Below are 17,858 nucleotides of genomic sequence, written 5' to 3'. Positions count from 1 at the left end.
ATGCTTGAGATCCATCGACCGTACCGTTCGGGCGACTGATCGAGTTAGCTGAGGATGCATGGGATACGCCCGATACCGATACTTGGGTCAACGCCGCGTCGGCGGATACACCGAGGGTCCGGTGTTTGACATGGTGAAAGTCCTCGACGCCGCTCAGCGCTCGGACGGAATCGGTGGCTCGGTCGTCGAGATCGGTGTGCACCACGGTCGCCTACTGATCGGCATGCACTTGCTGCAACGGCCGTCGGAGAATTCAGTGGCCATCGACCTGTTCGACGATCAGGAACTCAACGTCGATCAGTCGGGTCTCGGCGATTTCGACAAGTTCCAGCAGAACCTTCAGAAGTGGTCGAAGCGGCCGGTCGTCGTCCACCAGGGCGACTCGACGCAGCTGCATCCCGGTGACGTTGCGGAGATGACCGGCACGCGATTGTTCAGTGTCGACGGAGGACACACTTCCGGGATCGTGCGATCCGACATGACCTTGGCCGCCGGTTGTCTCTGCCCGGGCGGGATCGTCATCGCCGACGACGTCTTCAACCAGCAGTGGCCCGATGTCTGTGTGGGCACGCTGGATTACCTTCGCGGCGGAGGCACGCTCGTGCCCTTCGGCATCGGTTACAACAAGACGTTGTTCACCCAGCCTGAGTTCGCCGCTCGCTATCGGGCTGCGCTGGTCAAGGGTTTTGCCAAGAGCCGGCTGACCGCGACGTTCCCCGAGAGGTCCTTCGACGGGCACGAAGTGGTCATTCTCGTCGCCATCCCGAAGACGCCGGCCCACCTGGCCCGGACCAGTCCGCTCGCCCGCAAGCTCTACCACAAGGTTCTTCGCTGAGGTGCTCCTGTCGCGGCAGCTCCGAGGGGCCGCGCTCTCCGGTGTCGACGAGAACGTCGGGACGTCGTAGCGAAGCAGCGCTTTACAAAACAACCTCCAGTGTCTAGACAGCCGACATCTGCTGCCCTATAGTCAAGGGCACGCAGTGATGGCTCTCACATGGAGGTGAATCGACCGTGACGACGCAGATGGACGCCACGACCCCCGTCGACCAGTGGCGCGACAAGAAGCGCTACCTGTGGCTGATGGGCCTGATCGTGCCCACCGCGGTGCTGGTGATGCTGCCCGTCGTATGGGCGCTCAACCAGCTGGGCTGGCACGCGGCCGCGCAGGCGCCGTTCTGGATCGGCCCGATCCTGGTGTATCTGGTCCTCCCGCTGCTGGATCGGTGGTTCGGCCCGGACGGAGAGAACCCGCCCGACGAGGTCGTCGAGCGACTGGAGAAGGACAAGTACTACCGGTACTGCACCTACAGCTTCATCCCGTTCCAGTACGTCACCGTCGTCCTGGGTGCGTACCTGTTCACCGCCGGTGACCTCGGTTGGCTTGGCTTCGACGGGTCGCTGGGCTGGCCGGCCAAGATCGGCCTGGCGCTATCGGTCGGCATGATGGGCGGCGTCGGCATCAATACCGCGCACGAGCTCGGCCACAAGAAGGACAGCCTGGAACGCTGGCTGAGCAAGATCACCCTGGCGCAGACCTGCTACGGCCACTTCTTCATCGAGCACAACCGCGGTCACCACGTCCGCGTCGCCACACCGGAGGATCCGGCGTCGGCGCGCTTCGGTGAGACGTTCTGGGAGTTCTTGCCGCGCAGCGTGTGGGGCAGCCTGAAGTCGTCGTGGGAACTCGAGGCGCAGCGGCTGCGTCAGCTGGACAAGAGTCCCTGGCACCTCTCCAACGACGTGTTGAATGCGTGGGCGATGTCGCTGGTGCTCTACGGCGCGCTGATCGCGGTCTTCGGCCTAGCGCTCATCCCGTACGTGGTCATCTCGGCCGTCTTCGGGTTCACGCTGCTCGAGACCGTCAACTACCTCGAGCACTACGGGCTGCTCCGGAAGAAGACCTCCAGCGGCCGCTACGAGCGCTGCGCCCCCGAGCACAGTTGGAACTCAGATCATTTGGTGACCAACCTGTTCCTCTACCACCTGCAGCGGCACAGTGACCACCATGCCAACCCGACCCGCCGCTACCAGACGCTGCGCAGCATGGAGGGCGCGCCGAACCTGCCCAGCGGGTACGCGTCGATGATCGGCCTGACGTACTTCCCGCCGCTGTGGCGCAGGGTGATGGACCACCGGGTGCTCGCCCACTACGGCGGCGACCTCAGTCGGGTGAACATCCATCCGCGGATGCGCGACAAGGTGCTTGCCAAGTACGGAGCCGACGGTGGTGCGGTATGAGTTCCTTCAGGTGCCCGGGCTGCGACTATGTCTATGACGAGGCGAAAGGTGCTCCACGCGAAGGCTTTTCGGCCGGGACATCGTGGGACCAAGTGCCCGACGACTGGTGCTGCCCGGACTGCGCAGTCCGCGAGAAGATTGATTTTCAAGAGATCGGAGTGTCCCCGTGAACGATTACAAGTTGTTCGTCTGCGTGCAGTGCGGCTTCGAGTACGACGAGGAGAAGGGCTGGCCCGAGGACGGTATCGCCCCCGGCACCCGCTGGGATGACATCCCCGAGGACTGGAGTTGCCCGGACTGCGGCGCGGCGAAGTCGGACTTCGAGATGGTCGAGGTCGCCCGGCCGTGACGGCTACCCTCGCGCATATGAGTACTCCGTCGGATCGGCGTACGGCACCTCGCGTGCCGTACGCCGAGGCGTCGCGAGTGCTGTTGCGCGGCTCGATCCTCGACGGCATGCGGGACATGCTGTTGGTCCGCGACTGGTCGTCGATCACGCTGTCCGACGTCGCCAAGGCGGCCGGGATCAGCCGCCAGACCATCTACAACGAGTTCGGCTCACGCCAGGGGCTGGCCGAGGGGTATGCCTTGCGGCTGGCCGACCGGCTGGTCGACGCGGTCGCCGAGGCAATCGACGGCAATGTCGGCGACATCCACGCCGCGTTCCACGAGGGCTTCCGGGCATTCTTCGCCGAGTCGGCGTCCGACCCGCTGGTGATCTCGCTGCTGACCGGCGCGGCCAAGCCCGACCTCCTCGAGATCATCACCACCGACAGCGCGCCCATCATCACGCGGTGTTCGCAGCGACTCACGTCGACGTTCATGGACAGCTGGGTCCACGCCAGCGAGGAAGACGCCGGAGTGCTGGCCAGGGCGATCGTCCGGCTGGCGATGAGCTACGTATCGATGCCACCTGAGGCTGATCATGACGTTGCCCATGACCTGGCCCGTTTGATGACACCGTTCGCCGAGCGATACGGTGTCACTGACATCTCTTAGCCGGCAGAGCGCCATCACTGTTCAAAATGCACGAGCGCCTGTCCCGCGAGCCCGCAGGCTTTGGATGTCGCCGGCGCACCTGCGTGCGCAGAGGCAGCACCGAAGACCAACGACGCACGAAGACCAACGAAGTAAGGGCTCTACATGACTGCATCAACCACACTCACCGCCGAAGTCCGCAACGGCATCGACTTCAAGGTGGTCGACCTGGAGCTGGCCGAATTCGGCCGCAAGGAGATCCGCCTCGCCGAGCACGAGATGCCCGGCTTGATGACGCTGCGCCGCGAGTACGCCGACGTGCTGCCGCTCAAGGGCGCCCGTGTGTCCGGATCGCTGCACATGACCGTGCAGACCGCCGTCCTCATCGAGACGTTGGTGAGCCTCGGGGCTGAAGTTCGATGGGCAAGCTGCAACATCTTCTCCACCCAGGACCATGCCGCCGCCGCCACCGTGGTCGGCCCGCACGGGACCGTCGAGGAGCCCAAGGGCGTCCCGGTGTTCGCGTGGAAGGGCGAGAGCCTCGAGGACTACTGGTGGTGCGCCGAGCAGATGCTGACCTGGCCGAACGAGCCGGCCAACATGATCCTCGACGACGGCGGCGACGCCACCATGCTGGTGCTGCGCGGCGCACAGTTCGAGAAGGCCGGCGTGGTGCCCCCCACGGAGGACGACGCCTCCGACGAGTACAAGGTGTTCCTTGCGCTGATCCGCGAGCGCTTCGAGACCGACAAGACCAAGTGGACCAAGATCGCCGAATCCGTGAAGGGCGTGACCGAGGAGACCACCACCGGCGTGCTGCGCCTGTACCAGTTCGCCGCCGCCGGTGAACTCTCGTTCCCGGCCATCAACGTCAACGACTCGGTGACCAAGTCCAAGTTCGACAACAAGTACGGCACCCGGCACTCGCTGATCGACGGCATCAACCGCGGCACCGACGTTCTCATCGGCGGCAAGGCCGCGCTGGTGTGCGGCTACGGCGACGTCGGCAAGGGCTGCGCCGAGGCGCTCAAGGCCCAGGGTGCACGCGTGGCGGTCACCGAGATCGACCCGATCAACGCGCTGCAGGCGCTGATGGACGGCTTCGAGGTCAAGACGGTCGAAGAGGCCATTGGCTGGGCCGACATCGTCATCACCGCCACGGGCAACCAGGGCATCATCACCCTCGATCACATGCGGTCGATGAAGCACCAGGCAATCCTGGGCAACATCGGCCACTTCGACGACGAGATCGAGATGGCCCGCCTCGAGCGCGACCCCGACGTGATCCGCATCAACATCAAGCCGCAGGTCGACGAGTTCACGTTCAAGGACGGCCACTCGATCATCGTGCTGTCCGAGGGTCGGCTGCTGAATCTGGGCAACGCCACCGGGCACCCCTCGTTTGTGATGAGCAACAGCTTCTCGAACCAGGTCATCGCGCAGATCGAGCTGTGGACCAAGAACGACGAGTACGACAACGAGGTCTACCGGCTGGCCAAGCACCTCGACGAGAAGGTCGCCAAGATTCACGTGGAAGCACTAGGCGGCTCTCTCACTCGCCTCACCAAGGAACAGGCTGAGTACATCAACGTCGACGTCGACGGCCCGTACAAGCCCGAGCACTACCGCTACTGAGTTCTTCCTGCGCCGAGTGGCCAGTTGTTGCACGCGAATTCGCGAATGATGTGCGATGACTGGCCACTCGGCGCGGCGGTAAGACGCCTGCTCCTCGTCGGTGTGGTCGCCTGCTCGCTGCTGACGGGCTGCCAGGGGGCCGACGAGGCTGCCGTTCCCGCGCCCACGGAGATTCGGCACGACCTCGGCCCGTTGACCACGAGGTTCCCCGCCCTCGGCAGCCCGCTGTCGGCGTCGTGGGTGACCTGGAACAGCGCGACCGACGGCCTCGCGGCTCCCACGACGTACTGGATCGACGCGGTGGTGACGCTTGAGCCGGCGACGGCGGCACTGCTCACCGCTTACCAACCGATCGAGGAAGGCAAGCGGCCCACCGTCCAAGGGGTCCTCGAGTCTGAGCTTCCGGAGGGTCCCTTCCTGACGTCCGCTGCCCTCGACGAAACCCTGAGTTCGTCGGGCTGGCGAAGCGCGGCGTACCTGACCCGCACCGGCAGCCAACTGGTCATCTCTGCGTTCGACGACTGATGGCGCGCAGAACTAGCAATCGAGTGCGTGACGGGCCCGTTGGTGATCAGTCCCTGTGAGACAACCACTTTCATGTGAGCGTCTCGTTGTGCGCGTTACAAATGTGTCGCCGACTGTTACGGTTGCGGACATCATGAGTCGGGTCGTGGGGGTTCTTCTCGTTCTGTTGCTGTGCGGAACTCTTACGACGGTCCCGCCGTCGCGCGCGGAGCCCGATCCGACGAACGACGTACGCGATCCGAAGTACAACGAAGACCAATACCTGGCGTTCTACACTCCACCGGAACCGCTGCCACTCGGCCGTCCCGGTGACCTCATCCGGACCGAGCCGTCCCGCTTGGTCCTCGAACCGTCCGGGCAGCTCGGTGCGATCATGGCGACGGGCACCCGAATCATGTACCGCAGCAACGACGCTCGCGGCAATCCGATCGCCGTGACCGGCACGTACTTCGAGCCGTTCAACGATTGGCCGGGGCATGGGCCGCGCCCACTGATCGTCTACGGGCCTGGCACCCAGGGCCAAGGCGATCAGTGTGCGCCATCGCGGCAGTTCAACCAGGGCATCCACTTCTCCCCGTACCTCGACTTGACGTTCAACTACGAGGAGTTGTTCGTCGCGACCATGGTGGCGCGAGGGTTCGCCATCGTCATGACCGACTATCAGGGGCTTGGCACGCCTGGTCTCCACACCTACGTCAACCGGGTCGCGGAGGGCAACGCCATGCTCGACGCCGGCCGGGCCGCGATGAGAATCCCCGACACCTCACTCGATCCCGAAGGCCCGCTCGCCTTTTGGGGTTATTCGCAGGGTGGCGGCGCGGCCGCAGCCGCTGCGGAACTGGCACCGTCCTATGCTCCGGAAGTCAAGGTCGTGGGTACCTACGCGGGGGCGCCACCCGCTGACCTGAGAGAACTCTTCCCCTATGCCGACGGCAGCGCACTGGTCGGCGTGGTCGGCTACGCGCTGAACTCGGTGATCACCACCTATCCCGAGTTTGGGGACGCGATCCGAGCGGCGATGACGCCGCGGGGCGTCGACCTCCTGCAAGAGGTGCAGGATCAGTGCATCGCCGAGACGGTCTCCAAGTTCATGTTTCGCCACCTGCAGCCGTACTTCACCGAGGACCTCATCTCGCTCGTCGAGCGCGAACCGTTCAGGTCGCTGTTCGACCTGCAGCGCATCGGCACGCTGAAACCCGCTGCGCCCGTGCTGATCAACAGCAACCGCTTCGACCCGCTGGTGCCGTGGACCGGTGCCAACCAGCTGGGCCGTGACTGGTGCGCCAAGGGCGCCGACGTCGAGTTCCGCACCAACGAACAGCCGCCGTTCCTGAACAAGCTCGTAATCAATCACGCGTTGCCGATGCTCGTCGACGGCGAGGCGGCGATGCAGTGGATCGCCGATCGATTCAACGGCGTCCCGACCACGCCGAACTGCGGACGGTTCTAGCGGGCTACGCTCTCCGCCGGAGGGCAGGAGCGACGCGATTTCGAGAGGTGTGCACATTGCTCATCGCGATCGAGGGCGTCGACGGCGCAGGCAAGCGGACACTGACCGATGGGCTGCGCAGTTCGTTGGAGGCGGCCGGTAAGACCGTCGCCCGGCTGGCGTTCCCGCGCTACCACCAGTCGGTGCACGCCGATCTCGCCGCGGAGGCCCTGCACGGCGAACACGGTGACCTGGCGTCCTCGGTGTACGCGATGGCGACGCTCTTCGCGCTCGACCGGGCCGACGCCAAGGTCGAGATCGAGCGGCTGCGCGCGTCACACGATGTCGTCATCCTCGATCGCTACGTCGCGTCGAACGCCGCCTACAGCGCGGCGCGATTGCATCAGGGGATCGACGGCGAGGTCGTCGACTGGGTGGCGGGATTGGAGTTCGGCCGGTTCGCCATGCCCGCCCCCGACTGGCAGGTGCTGCTCGCGGTGCCGACCGAGTTGGCGGCCGAGCGGGCCCGGCGCCGCGAGGAGTCGGAGGCCGACCGCGCCCGTGACGCCTACGAGCGCGATGACGGTCTGCAACGCCGGACCGGTGCCGCCTACGCCGCCCTCGCCGCGGCGCGGTGGGCAGGACGCTGGGCGGTCGCCGGTCCCGACGTGGTCGCCCACGACCTCGCGCAGGTGCTGGCGGGCTGATCTGCAGTCGAAACGCCCGGTGTGGTAACCGGGATTTATCGCGTTTCGGTGTCACGATGGGCACCATGAGGCAAAGGATTCTGGTCGTCGACGACGATCCGTCGCTCGCCGAGATGCTCACCATCGTCCTGAGAGGCGAGGGTTTCGACACCGCGGTGATCGGTGACGGCACTCAGGCGCTGAGCGCGGTCCGAGAACTACGGCCCGATTTGGTACTGCTCGACCTCATGTTGCCCGGGATGAACGGCATCGACGTGTGCCGCGTGCTGCGCGCCGACTCGGGCGTGCCGATCGTCATGCTGACGGCCAAGACCGACACCGTGGACGTGGTGCTGGGGCTGGAGTCCGGCGCCGACGACTACGTAATGAAGCCCTTCAAGCAGAAGGAACTCGTCGCCCGGGTCCGGGCGCGGCTGCGCCGCAACGACGACGGTCCCGCCGAGATGTTGTCCATCGCCGACGTCGAAATCGATGTGCCCGCGCACAAGGTCACCCGCGGCGGCGAGCAGATCTCCCTCACGCCGCTGGAGTTCGACCTGTTGGTGGCGCTGGCACGCAAACCGCGGCAGGTGTTTACTCGGGATGTGCTGCTCGAACAGGTTTGGGGGTATCGCCACCCGGCTGATACCCGCCTGGTGAACGTGCACGTCCAGCGGTTGCGCGCCAAGGTCGAGACTGATCCGGAGAACCCGCAGGTGGTGCTCACCGTTCGAGGAGTGGGGTACAAGGCCGGGCCACCGTGAGGATGCAGTGATCTGGGGCTCGAGGCGGCGCATTCGAAGCCGCTCGGCCCCGATGCTGCGGGGTCTGGGGACCCTGGGCCGCGCGCTGAGCTTCGCGTGGCGTCGGTCGTTGCAGCTGCGGGTGGTCACGCTGACCATCGGGTTGTCGCTTGCCGTGATCCTCGTGCTCGGTTTCGTCCTGACAAGTCAGATCACCGATCGCATCCTCGAGGCCAAGGTGCGCGGGGCGACCGAGGAGATCGAGCGCGCGCGCACCACGGTCAGCGGCATCGTGGGGGGCGAGGAGACGCGCTCGCTGGACAGCAGCCTCCAATTGGCGCGCAACACCCTCATCGATCGCAAGGTCGACGCGGGTGCCGGACTGGCAGGTGCGTTCGACGCGGTGCTCGTCGTGCCCGGGGACGGACCGCGGGCGGCGACCGCCGCGGGCCCGATCCAGCAGATCCCCACGGCGCTGAGGGACTTCGTCAAGGCCGGTCAGGTCAGCTATCAGTACGCCGCGGTGAACACCGACGGCTTCTCCGGGCCGGCCCTGATCGTCGGCAGCCCGACGTCTTCGCCGGTCACCAATCTCGAGCTGTATCTGATCTTCCCGCTGAACAACGAGGAGAGCACCATCGCATTGGTGCGCGGCACGATGGTCACCGGCGGCATCGTATTGCTCGGGCTCCTCGCCGCGATCGCGCTCCTGGTGGCGCGCCAAATCGTGCTGCCGGTGCGGTCGGCGTCGCGCATCGCCGAGCGGTTCGCCGAGGGTCACCTGACCGAGCGCATGCCGGTGCGGGGCGAGGACGACATGGCCCGGCTCGCCGTGTCGTTCAACGACATGGCCGAGAGCCTGTCGCGACAGATCACCCAACTGGAGGAGTTCGGAAACCTCCAGCGCCGCTTCACCTCTGACGTCAGTCACGAGCTGCGCACCCCACTGACGACGGTTCGGATGGCCGCCGATCTGATCTACGACCACAGTGACGACCTCGAGCCCGCGCTGCGGCGGGCGACCGAGTTGATGGTCAACGAACTCGACCGGTTCGAGACGCTGCTCAGCGACCTGCTCGAGATCTCGCGCCACGATGCGGGCGTCGCCGAGCTGTCGGTGGAGTCCGAAGACCTACGGCTGACGGTCGAGAGTGCGCTGGAGAACGTCGGGCACCTAGCCAAGGACGCCTCGGTCGAGCTGATCGTGGACATGCCGGCGGACGTCGTCATCGCGGAGGTCGACGCCCGGCGGGTGGAGCGCATCCTGCGCAACCTGATCGCCAACGCGATCGACCACGCCGAGGGCAAGCCGGTGCGGATCCGGATGGCCGCCGACGAGGACACGGTCGCGGTCACGGTGCGCGACTACGGGGTCGGGCTCCGTCCCGGCGAGGAGAAGTTGGTGTTCAGCCGATTCTGGCGGTCCGATCCGTCGCGGGTCCGGCAATCCGGCGGCACGGGGCTGGGGCTGGCCATCTCGATCGAGGACGCGCGGCTGCACCAGGGCAGGCTCGAGGCGTGGGGAGAGCCGGGCAAGGGAGCCTGCTTCCGGCTGACGCTACCGCTGGTGCGCGGCCACAAGGTAACGGCAAGTCCGTTGCCGCTCAAGCCCGTTGGGCCCGACAACCCGCCGCGCCGCACGGTTCGCGAGCGCGAGCCCGCCGGGGACCGCACGTGACACGGGCGCCGGCGGTGGTCTCGCTGCTGCTGGCCCTCGTCCTGGCCATCGCGGGGTGTGCCGGTGTGCCGAGTTCCTCGGCGCCCCAGGCGTTGGGGACCATGGACCGCCCCGCCCCGCCCAGCCTGCCCACCCCGACTCCCGACATGGACCCCGACGTCCTGCTGCGGGAATTCCTCAAGGCCACCGCCGATCCGGCGAATCGGCATCTCGCCGCCAGGCAATTCCTTACCGAGTCAGCGTCCGACGGGTGGGACGACGCCGGCAGCGCCCTCCTGATCGACCGTGTCGTCTTCGTCGAAACCCGGGGCCCCGACAGCGTTTCGGTGACCATGAAGGCCGACATCCTGGGATCGCTGTCCGACATGGGCGTGTTCGAGACCGGCGAGGGCGCACTACCCGACCCCGGCCCGATCGAATTGGTGAAGACCTCGGGCGGTTGGCGTATAGACAAGCTGCCGAATGGCGTCTTCCTCGACTGGCAGCAGTTCCTGTCGACCTACAAGCGCAACACGCTGTACTTCGTCGACCCGACCGGCAAGACCGTCGTTCCCGACCCGCGTTATGTGGCGGTATCGGATCCCGATCAACTGGCCACCGAGCTGGTGAGCAAGCTGGTGGCCGGCCCTCGGCCCGAGATGGCGAACACCGTGCGCAATCTGCTCGGTCCGCCGCTGCGGTTGCGCGGGCCCGTCACGCGCGCCGACGGCGGCAAGACCGGCGTCGGCCGGGGCTACGGCGGTGCGCAGATCGACCTGGAGAACCTGTCGACCACTGATCCGCATTCCCGGCAATTGCTTGCCGCCCAGATCATATGGACCCTGAACCGGTCGGGGATCAACGGGCCGTACGTGATCGACTCCGATGGCGCGGCGCTCGACGACCGGTTCGCCGACGGCTGGAACACCTCCGACGTCGCGGCGACCGACCCCGGCGCCGACCCCGGCGCCGCCGCCGGTCTGCACGCCCTACTCGGTGGCTCACTGGTGTCACTCGACGGTCAGCGGGCACCGCGGGTGGCGGGCTCCTTCGGCGACCTGCCGGACCAGGCGGCGGCGACCCTGTCACGCAGCGGTCAGGAGGTGGCCTCGGTGGTGGCGCTGCGTCCCGGCGCGCCGGACATGGCGTCGTCGCTGTGGATCGGTCCGGTCGGTGGGAACGCCTCCCAGGTCATCGACGGGCGCACGCTGTCACGTCCCAGTTGGTCACTAGACGATGCGATCTGGGTGGTGGTGGACGGTATCAACGTCGTGCGCGTGATCCAGGAGGCGGCCTCGGGCCAGCCCGCCCGGATCCCCGTCGACGCCACCGCGGTGCTCACCAAGTTCCCCGGCCCGCTGTCCGAGCTGCAGCTGTCGCGCGACGGCACCCGCGCGGCGATGGTCATCGACGGTCAGGTCATCCTCGCCGGTGTCGAGCAGACCCAGGGCGGGCTCTATGCGCTGGCCTATCCCCGGCGGCTGGGCTTCGGGCTCGGTGACACCGCCGTGTCGCTGTCGTGGCGCACCGGCGACGACATCGTCGTCAGCCGGACCGACCGGCAGCATCCGGTGTCCTACGTCAACCTCGACGGTGTCAACTCCGACGGTCCCAGTCAGAACCTGCTCGCGCCGGTCTCGACGGTCGCGGCCAACCCCTCGACCCTGTACGTCGCGGATCAGCGTGGGGTGCTGCAACTCTCGGGGTCGGCCGCCGAGAACGACCTGATGTGGGTAGAGGTGCGGCCACTCATGGTGGCGGGTGCGATCCCGGTCCTGCCCGGCTGAGCTCTACGACGATTCATCATCGATGTCGGACCCTCCTGTGATGATGGGGTCATGTCGTCGACGGCAGTTTCTTTCGCTCCCGGGGTGAGCCCCTGTGAGCGGTTGGAGGTGTTGTTCGAGGAGTTGGCGGAGTTGACCGGTCAGCGCAATGCGATCGATGGCCGCATCGTGGAGGTCGTGGCCGAAATCGACCACGACGAGTTGTGGGGTGCCACCGGGTGCCGGTCGGTTCCGGCGTTGGTGGCGTGGAAGACCGGCGTGTCACCGGCCAACGCGGAGACCATCGCCACCGTCGCGCACCGGCTCGAGGAGTTCCCTCGCTGCGCGGCCGACATGAGAGAAGGACGGCTGTCGCTGGATCAGGTCGGCGTCATCGCCGGCCGCGCAGCCGCGGGTTCCGATGAGCACTACGCCGGGTTGGCGGCCAGTGCCACGGTCAGCCAGCTCCGCACCGCGGTCAAGTGGGAACCCCGCCCCGACCCCGAACCCTCACCCGAACCCGAACCCGACCCCGACCCCGACCCCGACCCGGATGCCGAGCCCGAGCCTCGCCCCGAACCGCCGCGGTCGTTCAGCAAGACCGAGGACGAGGAATCCACCACGTTTCGGATCACCCTGCCCCACGCCGAGGCGGCGACGTTCGACGCGGCGGTGAACTCCCACACCGACGCCCTGATCGCGCAGTGGAAACGCGACCACCCCGACGGCGCCGGTGGGCAGTGCCCGCCGGTGCCGAGCACCGTCGACGGGTTCCTGAGTCTAGTCGAGGCGGGGTGGGACGCCGACGTGGCGCGGCGCCCGCACGGACAGCGCACCACCGTGGTGGTGCATCTGGACGTCGAGCAGCGCATCGCGGCGCTGCATCTGGGTCCGCTGCTGTCTGACGCCGACCGCCGCTACCTGACCTGTGACGCCACCTGCGAGGTGTGGTTCCAACGCCACGGCCAGGTGATCGGGGCGGGCCGGGAGACCCGGCTGATCAGTCGCCGGCTGCGTCGGGCGTTGGAGCACCGTGACCGCTGCTGCGTGGTCCCCGGCTGCGGGGCCACCCGCGGTCTGCACGCCCACCACCTTCGGCACTGGGAGGACGGCGGGCTCACCGAGCTGGCCAACCTCGCGTTGGTGTGCCCGCACCACCACCGCCTGCATCACCGGGGGATCATCACCCTCACCGGACCCGCCCACCACCTCGTCGTCACCGACGCCCAGGGCCGAACGCTGACCGCGGGATCGCTGGCCCGCCCACCAACCCGACCCCCACCACGGGTCGCACCGTGTCGCGGACCGACCGGCGAACGCGCCGACTGGTGGTGGTATGAACCCTTCCAGCCCCAACCGCCACCAGTGAGCAACTAGCCGCACCCCGGTGGGGTACTTGGGTGCCGGTGGCGTGAAACCCGCTCTGCGGGAGTCCAATTCGCTTGACTCGACGAGCGGTTGTCACATGTCGTCAATGGCGCGCCTCAGTGCGCCATGAGCGTGAACCGCGGCGCCATGTCGGACGCACCCGCCACACTGCACGCATGCTGCTGGATCTGGTGCTGCCGGTGGAGTGCGGCGGCTGCGGTCTGCCGGGCACCCGTTGGTGCCCGACGTGCTCGCGGGCGTTGGCGGTGCCGCCCGACGAACCGCTCGTCATCGCGCCCCGCGTCGACCCCGGCGTGCCCGTCTTCTCGCTCGGCCGCTACGCGGGGCCCAGGCGCGCGGCCATCATCGCGATGAAGGAGCACGGCCGCACCGATCTCATCGCGCCGTTGTCCGCCGCGCTCGGGGCCGGGGTGTCCCGATTGGCGGCCTGGGGCATCGTCGGGGTCCCGCTGACGCTGGTGCCCGCCCCCACTCGGTGGTCGGCGGCGCGCCGGCGCGGCGGGGATCCCGTCACCGCCATGGCCAGGGCCGCCGCGGTCCCCGGCGCCACCGTCGTGGTCGCCCTGCGGACGAGGGCGCTCACCCGCGATTCGGTGGGCTTGTCGCCGGCCCAGCGACAGCGCAACGTCGCGGGTCGAGTGAAGCTCCGGCGGCCCGTGGCCGGGACGGTCCTGCTCGTCGACGACGTCGTCACGACCGGAACCACCGCCGCGGAGTCGGTCCGCGTCCTGCAAACCGCTGGTGTCGACGTGGCCGGAATTCTCGCCGTCGCGCACGCGTGACCGGGCCGTCCGCCGGAGCGCTGATTACGTAGAGATCAAACCGAGGTGAAGAAGTCAAAACAGGTCTGTCGAATAGGTGGCACATGCGGGTGAACAGCGACTACCGTCGAAGCCAACCATCCGTGAACGACGTGCGGCAGCGCCGAGAACCCGCGCTACGTCGCCCAAGAAGCGGCAGGAGGTGAGTACTCGACACCTAGCGCCGCGGGTCGACGACATTTCGAGATCCTTCGGTGCGTTCTCCGTTTCCAACCGGGTGCGCGTGGTGCGTGCTTGGACGGTCAAGCCCAAGAGGAACGAGTTGCCAAGTATGTCAATACAATCCATGGACACCAACGGCCCGACGATGGTCGACGACGAGGCCGAGCCGCAGGAGGGCCCGAACGCCGAGATCGTCGTCAAGGGCCGCAACGTCGAAATCCCCGAACACTTCCGTACCTACGTCGCCGAGAAACTCGCGCGCCTCGAACGCTTCGATCGCTCCATCTACTTGTTCGACGTCGAACTCGACCACGAACGCAACCGCCGCCAACGCAAGAACTGCCAGCACGTCGAGATCACCGCAAGGGGCCGCGGTCCGGTGGCCCGCGGCGAGGCCTGCGCGGACAGTTTCTACGCCGCGTTCGAGTCCGCGATCAGCAAACTCGAGAACCGCCTCAGGCGCAGCAAGGACCGCCGCAAGATCCACTACGGCGAGAAGACGCCGGTCTCACTGGCCGAAGCCACCGCGATCACCCAGCTGCTCGAACCCGCGCCGGCCCCCGTCGAAGACGACGTCCCGGCTGTCGAGGACCACGAACCGGGCCGCATCGTGCGAACCAAGGAACACACCGCGACGCCGATGGACGTCGACGACGCGCTCTACGAGATGGAACTGGTCGGCCACGACTTCTTCCTCTTCCACGACAAGGAAAGCGACAAGCCGACCGTCGTCTACCGGCGCCACGCCTACGACTACGGGCTGATCCGGCTCGCGTAGAGACGGCCGGTTCGACCGGCTGGACTGCGAGATCGGCGGGATGGCTCGGCGAGTCACCTACGATGGACCTCGTTTGAAGTTGAGCGAGGCCCATCGAGGCCTAAACCAGGCTTAGGGGAAATTAGCGTGCTGTCGAAGTTGCTCCGCCTCGGTGAAGGCCGCATGGTCAAGCGCCTCACGAGGGTCGCTGACTATGTCAACTCCCTGTCCGACGACGTGGAGAAGCTGTCCGACGCGGAACTGCGCGCCAAGACCGACGAGTTCAAGACGCGCGTCGCCGGTGGGGAGTCGCTCGACGACATCATGCCGGAGGCCTTCGCGGTCGCCCGCGAGGCGGCGTGGCGGGTGCTGAACCAGCGTCCGTTCGACGTCCAGGTCATGGGTGGCGCCGCGCTGCACTTCGGCAACGTCGCGGAGATGAAGACGGGTGAGGGCAAGACCCTGACCTGCGTCTTGCCTGCCTATCTCAACGCGTTGTCGGACAACGGCGTGCACGTCGTCACGGTCAACGACTACCTGGCCAAGCGCGACAGCGAGTGGATGGGCCGGGTACACCGCTTCCTCGGCCTGGAGGTCGGCGTCATCCTCGGGCAGATGACGCCCGACGAGCGCCGGGTGGCCTACGCCGCCGACATCACCTATGGCACCAACAACGAGTTCGGGTTCGACTACCTGCGCGACAACATGGCGCACACGGTCCAGGACATGGTCCAACGCGGCCACAACTTCGCCGTCGTCGACGAGGTCGACTCCATCCTGATCGACGAGGCCCGGACCCCGCTGATCATCTCCGGGCCCGCCGACGGCGCGTCGAACTGGTACGTCGAGTTCGCCCGCCTGGCGCCGCTGATGGAGAAGGACGTCCACTACGAAGTCGACATCCGCAAGCGCACCGTCGGCGTGCACGAGATCGGCGTCGAGTTCGTCGAGGATCAGCTCGGCATCGAGAACCTGTACGAGGCCGCCAACTCGCCGCTGGTGAGCTACCTGAACAACTGCCTGAAGGCCAAGGAGCTGTTCTCCCGCGACAAGGACTACATCGTCCGCGACGGCGAAGTGATCATCGTCGACGAGTTCACCGGCCGCGTGCTGGTCGGACGCCGCTACAACGAGGGCATGCACCAGGCCATCGAGGCCAAGGAGCACGTCGAGATCAAGGCCGAGAACCAGACGCTGGCGACCATCACGCTGCAGAACTACTTTCGGCTCTACGACAAGCTCGCCGGCATGACGGGCACCGCCCAGACCGAAGCGGCTGAGTTGCACGAGATCTACGGTCTCGGCGTGGTATCCATCCCGACCAACCGGGACATGGTCCGCACCGACCAGTCCGACCTCATCTACAAGACCGAAGAGGCCAAGTACATCGCCGTCGTCGACGACGTCGGCGAGCGCTTCGAGAAGGGCCAGCCGGTCCTGATCGGCACCACCAGCGTCGAGCGTTCTGAGTATCTGTCCAAGCAGTTCACCAAGCGCCGGATCCCGCACAACGTGTTGAACGCGAAGTTCCACGAGCAGGAAGCGAACATCATCGCCGAGGCGGGTAGGCGCAACGCCATCACCGTCGCCACCAACATGGCGGGCCGTGGTACCGACATCGTGCTCGGCGGCAACGTCGACTTCCTCGCCGACAAGCGCCTGCGCGATCGCGGGCTCGATCCGGTCGAAACGGCCGAGGAGTACGAGGCCGCATGGGATGAGGTCCTGGCTCAGGTCAAGGCCGAGGCCGAGGCCGAGGCCAAGGAGGTCATCGAGGTCGGCGGGCTCTACGTGCTGGGCACCGAGCGCCACGAATCCCGTCGCATCGACAACCAGCTGCGTGGCCGCTCCGGTCGTCAGGGCGACCCCGGCGAATCGCGGTTCTACCTGTCGCTCGGCGACGAGCTGATGCGACGGTTCAACGGCGCCACGCTGGAGTCGCTGCTGACCCGCCTCAACCTCCCCGAGGACGTCCCCATCGAGGCCAAGATGGTCACCAGGGCGATCAAGAGCGCGCAGACCCAGGTGGAGCAGCAGAACTTCGAGGTCCGCAAGAACGTGCTGAAGTACGACGAGGTGATGAACCAGCAGCGCAAGGTGGTCTACGCCGAGCGCCGGCTCATCCTCGAGGGCGAGAGCGTGCAGGAGCAGGCCCGGCAGATGGTCGAGGACGTCGTCAACGCCTACGTGGACGGCGCCACGGCTGAGGGGTACGCCGAGGATTGGGATCTCGGCGCCCTGTGGGACGCACTCAAGCTGCTCTACCCGGTCGGCATCGACCACGTCGACCTGCTCGACGCGACCGCCGTGGGTGAAGAGGGCGAGCTCACCCGCGAGGAGTTGCGCGATGCCCTCCTCGAGGACGCCCGGCGTGCTTACGCGGTGCGCGAGGCGGAACTGACCGAGATCGGCGGCGAGGGCGCGATGCGTCAACTCGAGCGCAGCGTGCTGCTGACGACGATCGACCGCAAGTGGCGTGAACACCTCTACGAGATGGACTATCTCAAGGAGGGGATCGGCCTGCGCGCCATGGCGCAGCGCGACCCGCTCGTCGAGTACCAGCGCGAGGGTTACGACATGTTCATGGGCATGCTCGACGGTCTCAAGGAGGAGTCGGTCGGCCTGCTGTTCAACGCTCAGGTGCAGGCGGCGCCCGCCCCCGCGACCCAGGTGGGTGCTACCGCGGCGCCGCCGAACCTGGCTCAGTTCGCCGCCGACGCCGCCACTGCCGCCAAGGCCCGCCAGGTCGACGCGGCCGCCGCCGAGTCGGTCGACGAGGGCAACGTGGTCACCGAAGAGCGGCCTCGTCCCGCGCCTGCGGCGTTGCGCGTCAAGGGAATCGACGAAGAGCAGTCGCGGCCGATGACCTACACCGGGCCGGCCGAGGACGGCTCGGCCGAGGTGCAGCACGAGGGTGGCGGCGGCAGGCACGCGGCCCCCGGCGGTGGGTCCCGGCGCGAGCGGCGGGAAGCCGCTCGTCGGCAGAACCGGGGCGGCCCGAAGGCGCGCCGCGGCTGAGCCGCGAATCCGGCCGGAGCGGCTGAGCCGCGAATCCGGCCGGAGCGGCTGAGC

General features: G+C 67.1%; 16 protein-coding genes. All 16 read left to right on the top strand.

Features of this window, described 5'->3' with window-relative positions; genetic code table 11:
* Positions 1-130: 130 nt before the first annotated feature.
* Positions 131-835: a class I SAM-dependent methyltransferase gene (locus tag QUE68_RS21955; RefSeq protein WP_286274444.1), complete on the top strand. Its 705-nt coding sequence runs from the start codon at positions 131-133 to the stop codon at positions 833-835.
* A 188-nt stretch (positions 836-1,023) separates the two neighbouring features.
* A complete protein-coding gene (locus QUE68_RS21950) occupies positions 1,024-2,238 on the top strand; it encodes an alkane 1-monooxygenase (RefSeq protein ID WP_286275905.1) in 1,215 nt (404 codons plus the stop codon).
* A complete protein-coding gene (locus tag QUE68_RS21945; protein ID WP_284228390.1) occupies positions 2,235-2,408 on the top strand; it encodes a rubredoxin in 174 nt (57 codons plus the stop codon). The genes QUE68_RS21950 and QUE68_RS21945 overlap by 4 nt, the downstream gene beginning before the upstream one ends.
* Positions 2,405-2,587: a rubredoxin gene (locus QUE68_RS21940; RefSeq protein WP_284228389.1), complete on the top strand. Its 183-nt coding sequence runs from the start codon at positions 2,405-2,407 to the stop codon at positions 2,585-2,587. The genes QUE68_RS21945 and QUE68_RS21940 overlap by 4 nt, the downstream gene beginning before the upstream one ends.
* A 17-nt stretch (positions 2,588-2,604) precedes the next feature.
* The gene (gene alkX / locus QUE68_RS21935; RefSeq protein ID WP_284228388.1) at positions 2,605-3,237 is read left to right on the top strand and encodes a TetR family transcriptional regulator AlkX; all 633 of its coding nucleotides are present in this window, start codon (positions 2,605-2,607) and stop codon (positions 3,235-3,237) included.
* Positions 3,238-3,381: 144 nt separating this feature from the next.
* Positions 3,382-4,851 (top strand): adenosylhomocysteinase, encoded by a 1,470-nt coding sequence (gene ahcY / locus QUE68_RS21930; RefSeq protein ID WP_284228387.1) that lies wholly within the window; start codon positions 3,382-3,384, stop codon positions 4,849-4,851.
* A gap of 45 nt (positions 4,852-4,896) precedes the next feature.
* Positions 4,897-5,376, top strand: a complete 480-nt coding sequence (locus QUE68_RS21925) for a hypothetical protein (protein WP_284228386.1) — start codon at positions 4,897-4,899, stop codon at positions 5,374-5,376.
* Positions 5,377-5,509: 133 nt separating this feature from the next.
* Complete coding sequence (locus QUE68_RS21920; RefSeq protein ID WP_286274443.1) at positions 5,510-6,826, top strand: lipase family protein; 1,317 nt, start codon at positions 5,510-5,512, stop codon at positions 6,824-6,826.
* A 56-nt stretch (positions 6,827-6,882) separates the two neighbouring features.
* Positions 6,883-7,512: a dTMP kinase gene (locus tag QUE68_RS21915; RefSeq protein ID WP_286274442.1), complete on the top strand. Its 630-nt coding sequence runs from the start codon at positions 6,883-6,885 to the stop codon at positions 7,510-7,512.
* A 56-nt stretch (positions 7,513-7,568) separates the two neighbouring features.
* Positions 7,569-8,255 carry a two-component system response regulator MtrA gene (gene mtrA, locus QUE68_RS21910; protein WP_284228383.1) on the top strand — a complete coding sequence of 229 codons (687 nt, stop codon included), beginning with the start codon at positions 7,569-7,571 and terminating at the stop codon, positions 8,253-8,255.
* 7 nt (positions 8,256-8,262) lie between these two features.
* On the top strand, positions 8,263-9,912 hold the full coding sequence (gene mtrB, locus QUE68_RS21905; RefSeq protein ID WP_286274441.1) for an MtrAB system histidine kinase MtrB: 1,650 nt from the start codon (positions 8,263-8,265) through the stop codon (positions 9,910-9,912).
* Complete coding sequence (gene lpqB / locus QUE68_RS21900; protein ID WP_284228381.1) at positions 9,909-11,678, top strand: MtrAB system accessory lipoprotein LpqB; 1,770 nt, start codon at positions 9,909-9,911, stop codon at positions 11,676-11,678. Before mtrB ends, lpqB begins: the two co-directional genes overlap by 4 nt.
* Positions 11,679-11,729: 51 nt before the next feature.
* Positions 11,730-13,034, top strand: a complete 1,305-nt coding sequence (locus tag QUE68_RS21895; protein ID WP_286274440.1) for an HNH endonuclease signature motif containing protein — start codon at positions 11,730-11,732, stop codon at positions 13,032-13,034.
* Positions 13,035-13,204: 170 nt separating this feature from the next.
* Positions 13,205-13,828 carry a ComF family protein gene (locus tag QUE68_RS21890; RefSeq protein ID WP_286275904.1) on the top strand — a complete coding sequence of 208 codons (624 nt, stop codon included), beginning with the start codon at positions 13,205-13,207 and terminating at the stop codon, positions 13,826-13,828.
* Between the two features lie 310 nt (positions 13,829-14,138).
* Positions 14,139-14,807, top strand: a complete 669-nt coding sequence (hpf, locus tag QUE68_RS21885) for a ribosome hibernation-promoting factor, HPF/YfiA family (RefSeq protein WP_284228379.1) — start codon at positions 14,139-14,141, stop codon at positions 14,805-14,807.
* Positions 14,808-14,933: 126 nt separating this feature from the next.
* A complete protein-coding gene (secA, locus tag QUE68_RS21880; protein WP_284228378.1) occupies positions 14,934-17,804 on the top strand; it encodes a preprotein translocase subunit SecA in 2,871 nt (956 codons plus the stop codon).
* Positions 17,805-17,858: the final 54 nt, after the last annotated feature.

The organism is Mycolicibacterium sp. TUM20985 (assembly GCF_030295745.1).
Classification (GTDB): domain Bacteria; phylum Actinomycetota; class Actinomycetes; order Mycobacteriales; family Mycobacteriaceae; genus Mycobacterium.
The sequence above is the reverse complement of the archived record's forward strand: the minus strand, read 5'-3'. Positions and strand labels throughout refer to the sequence as shown.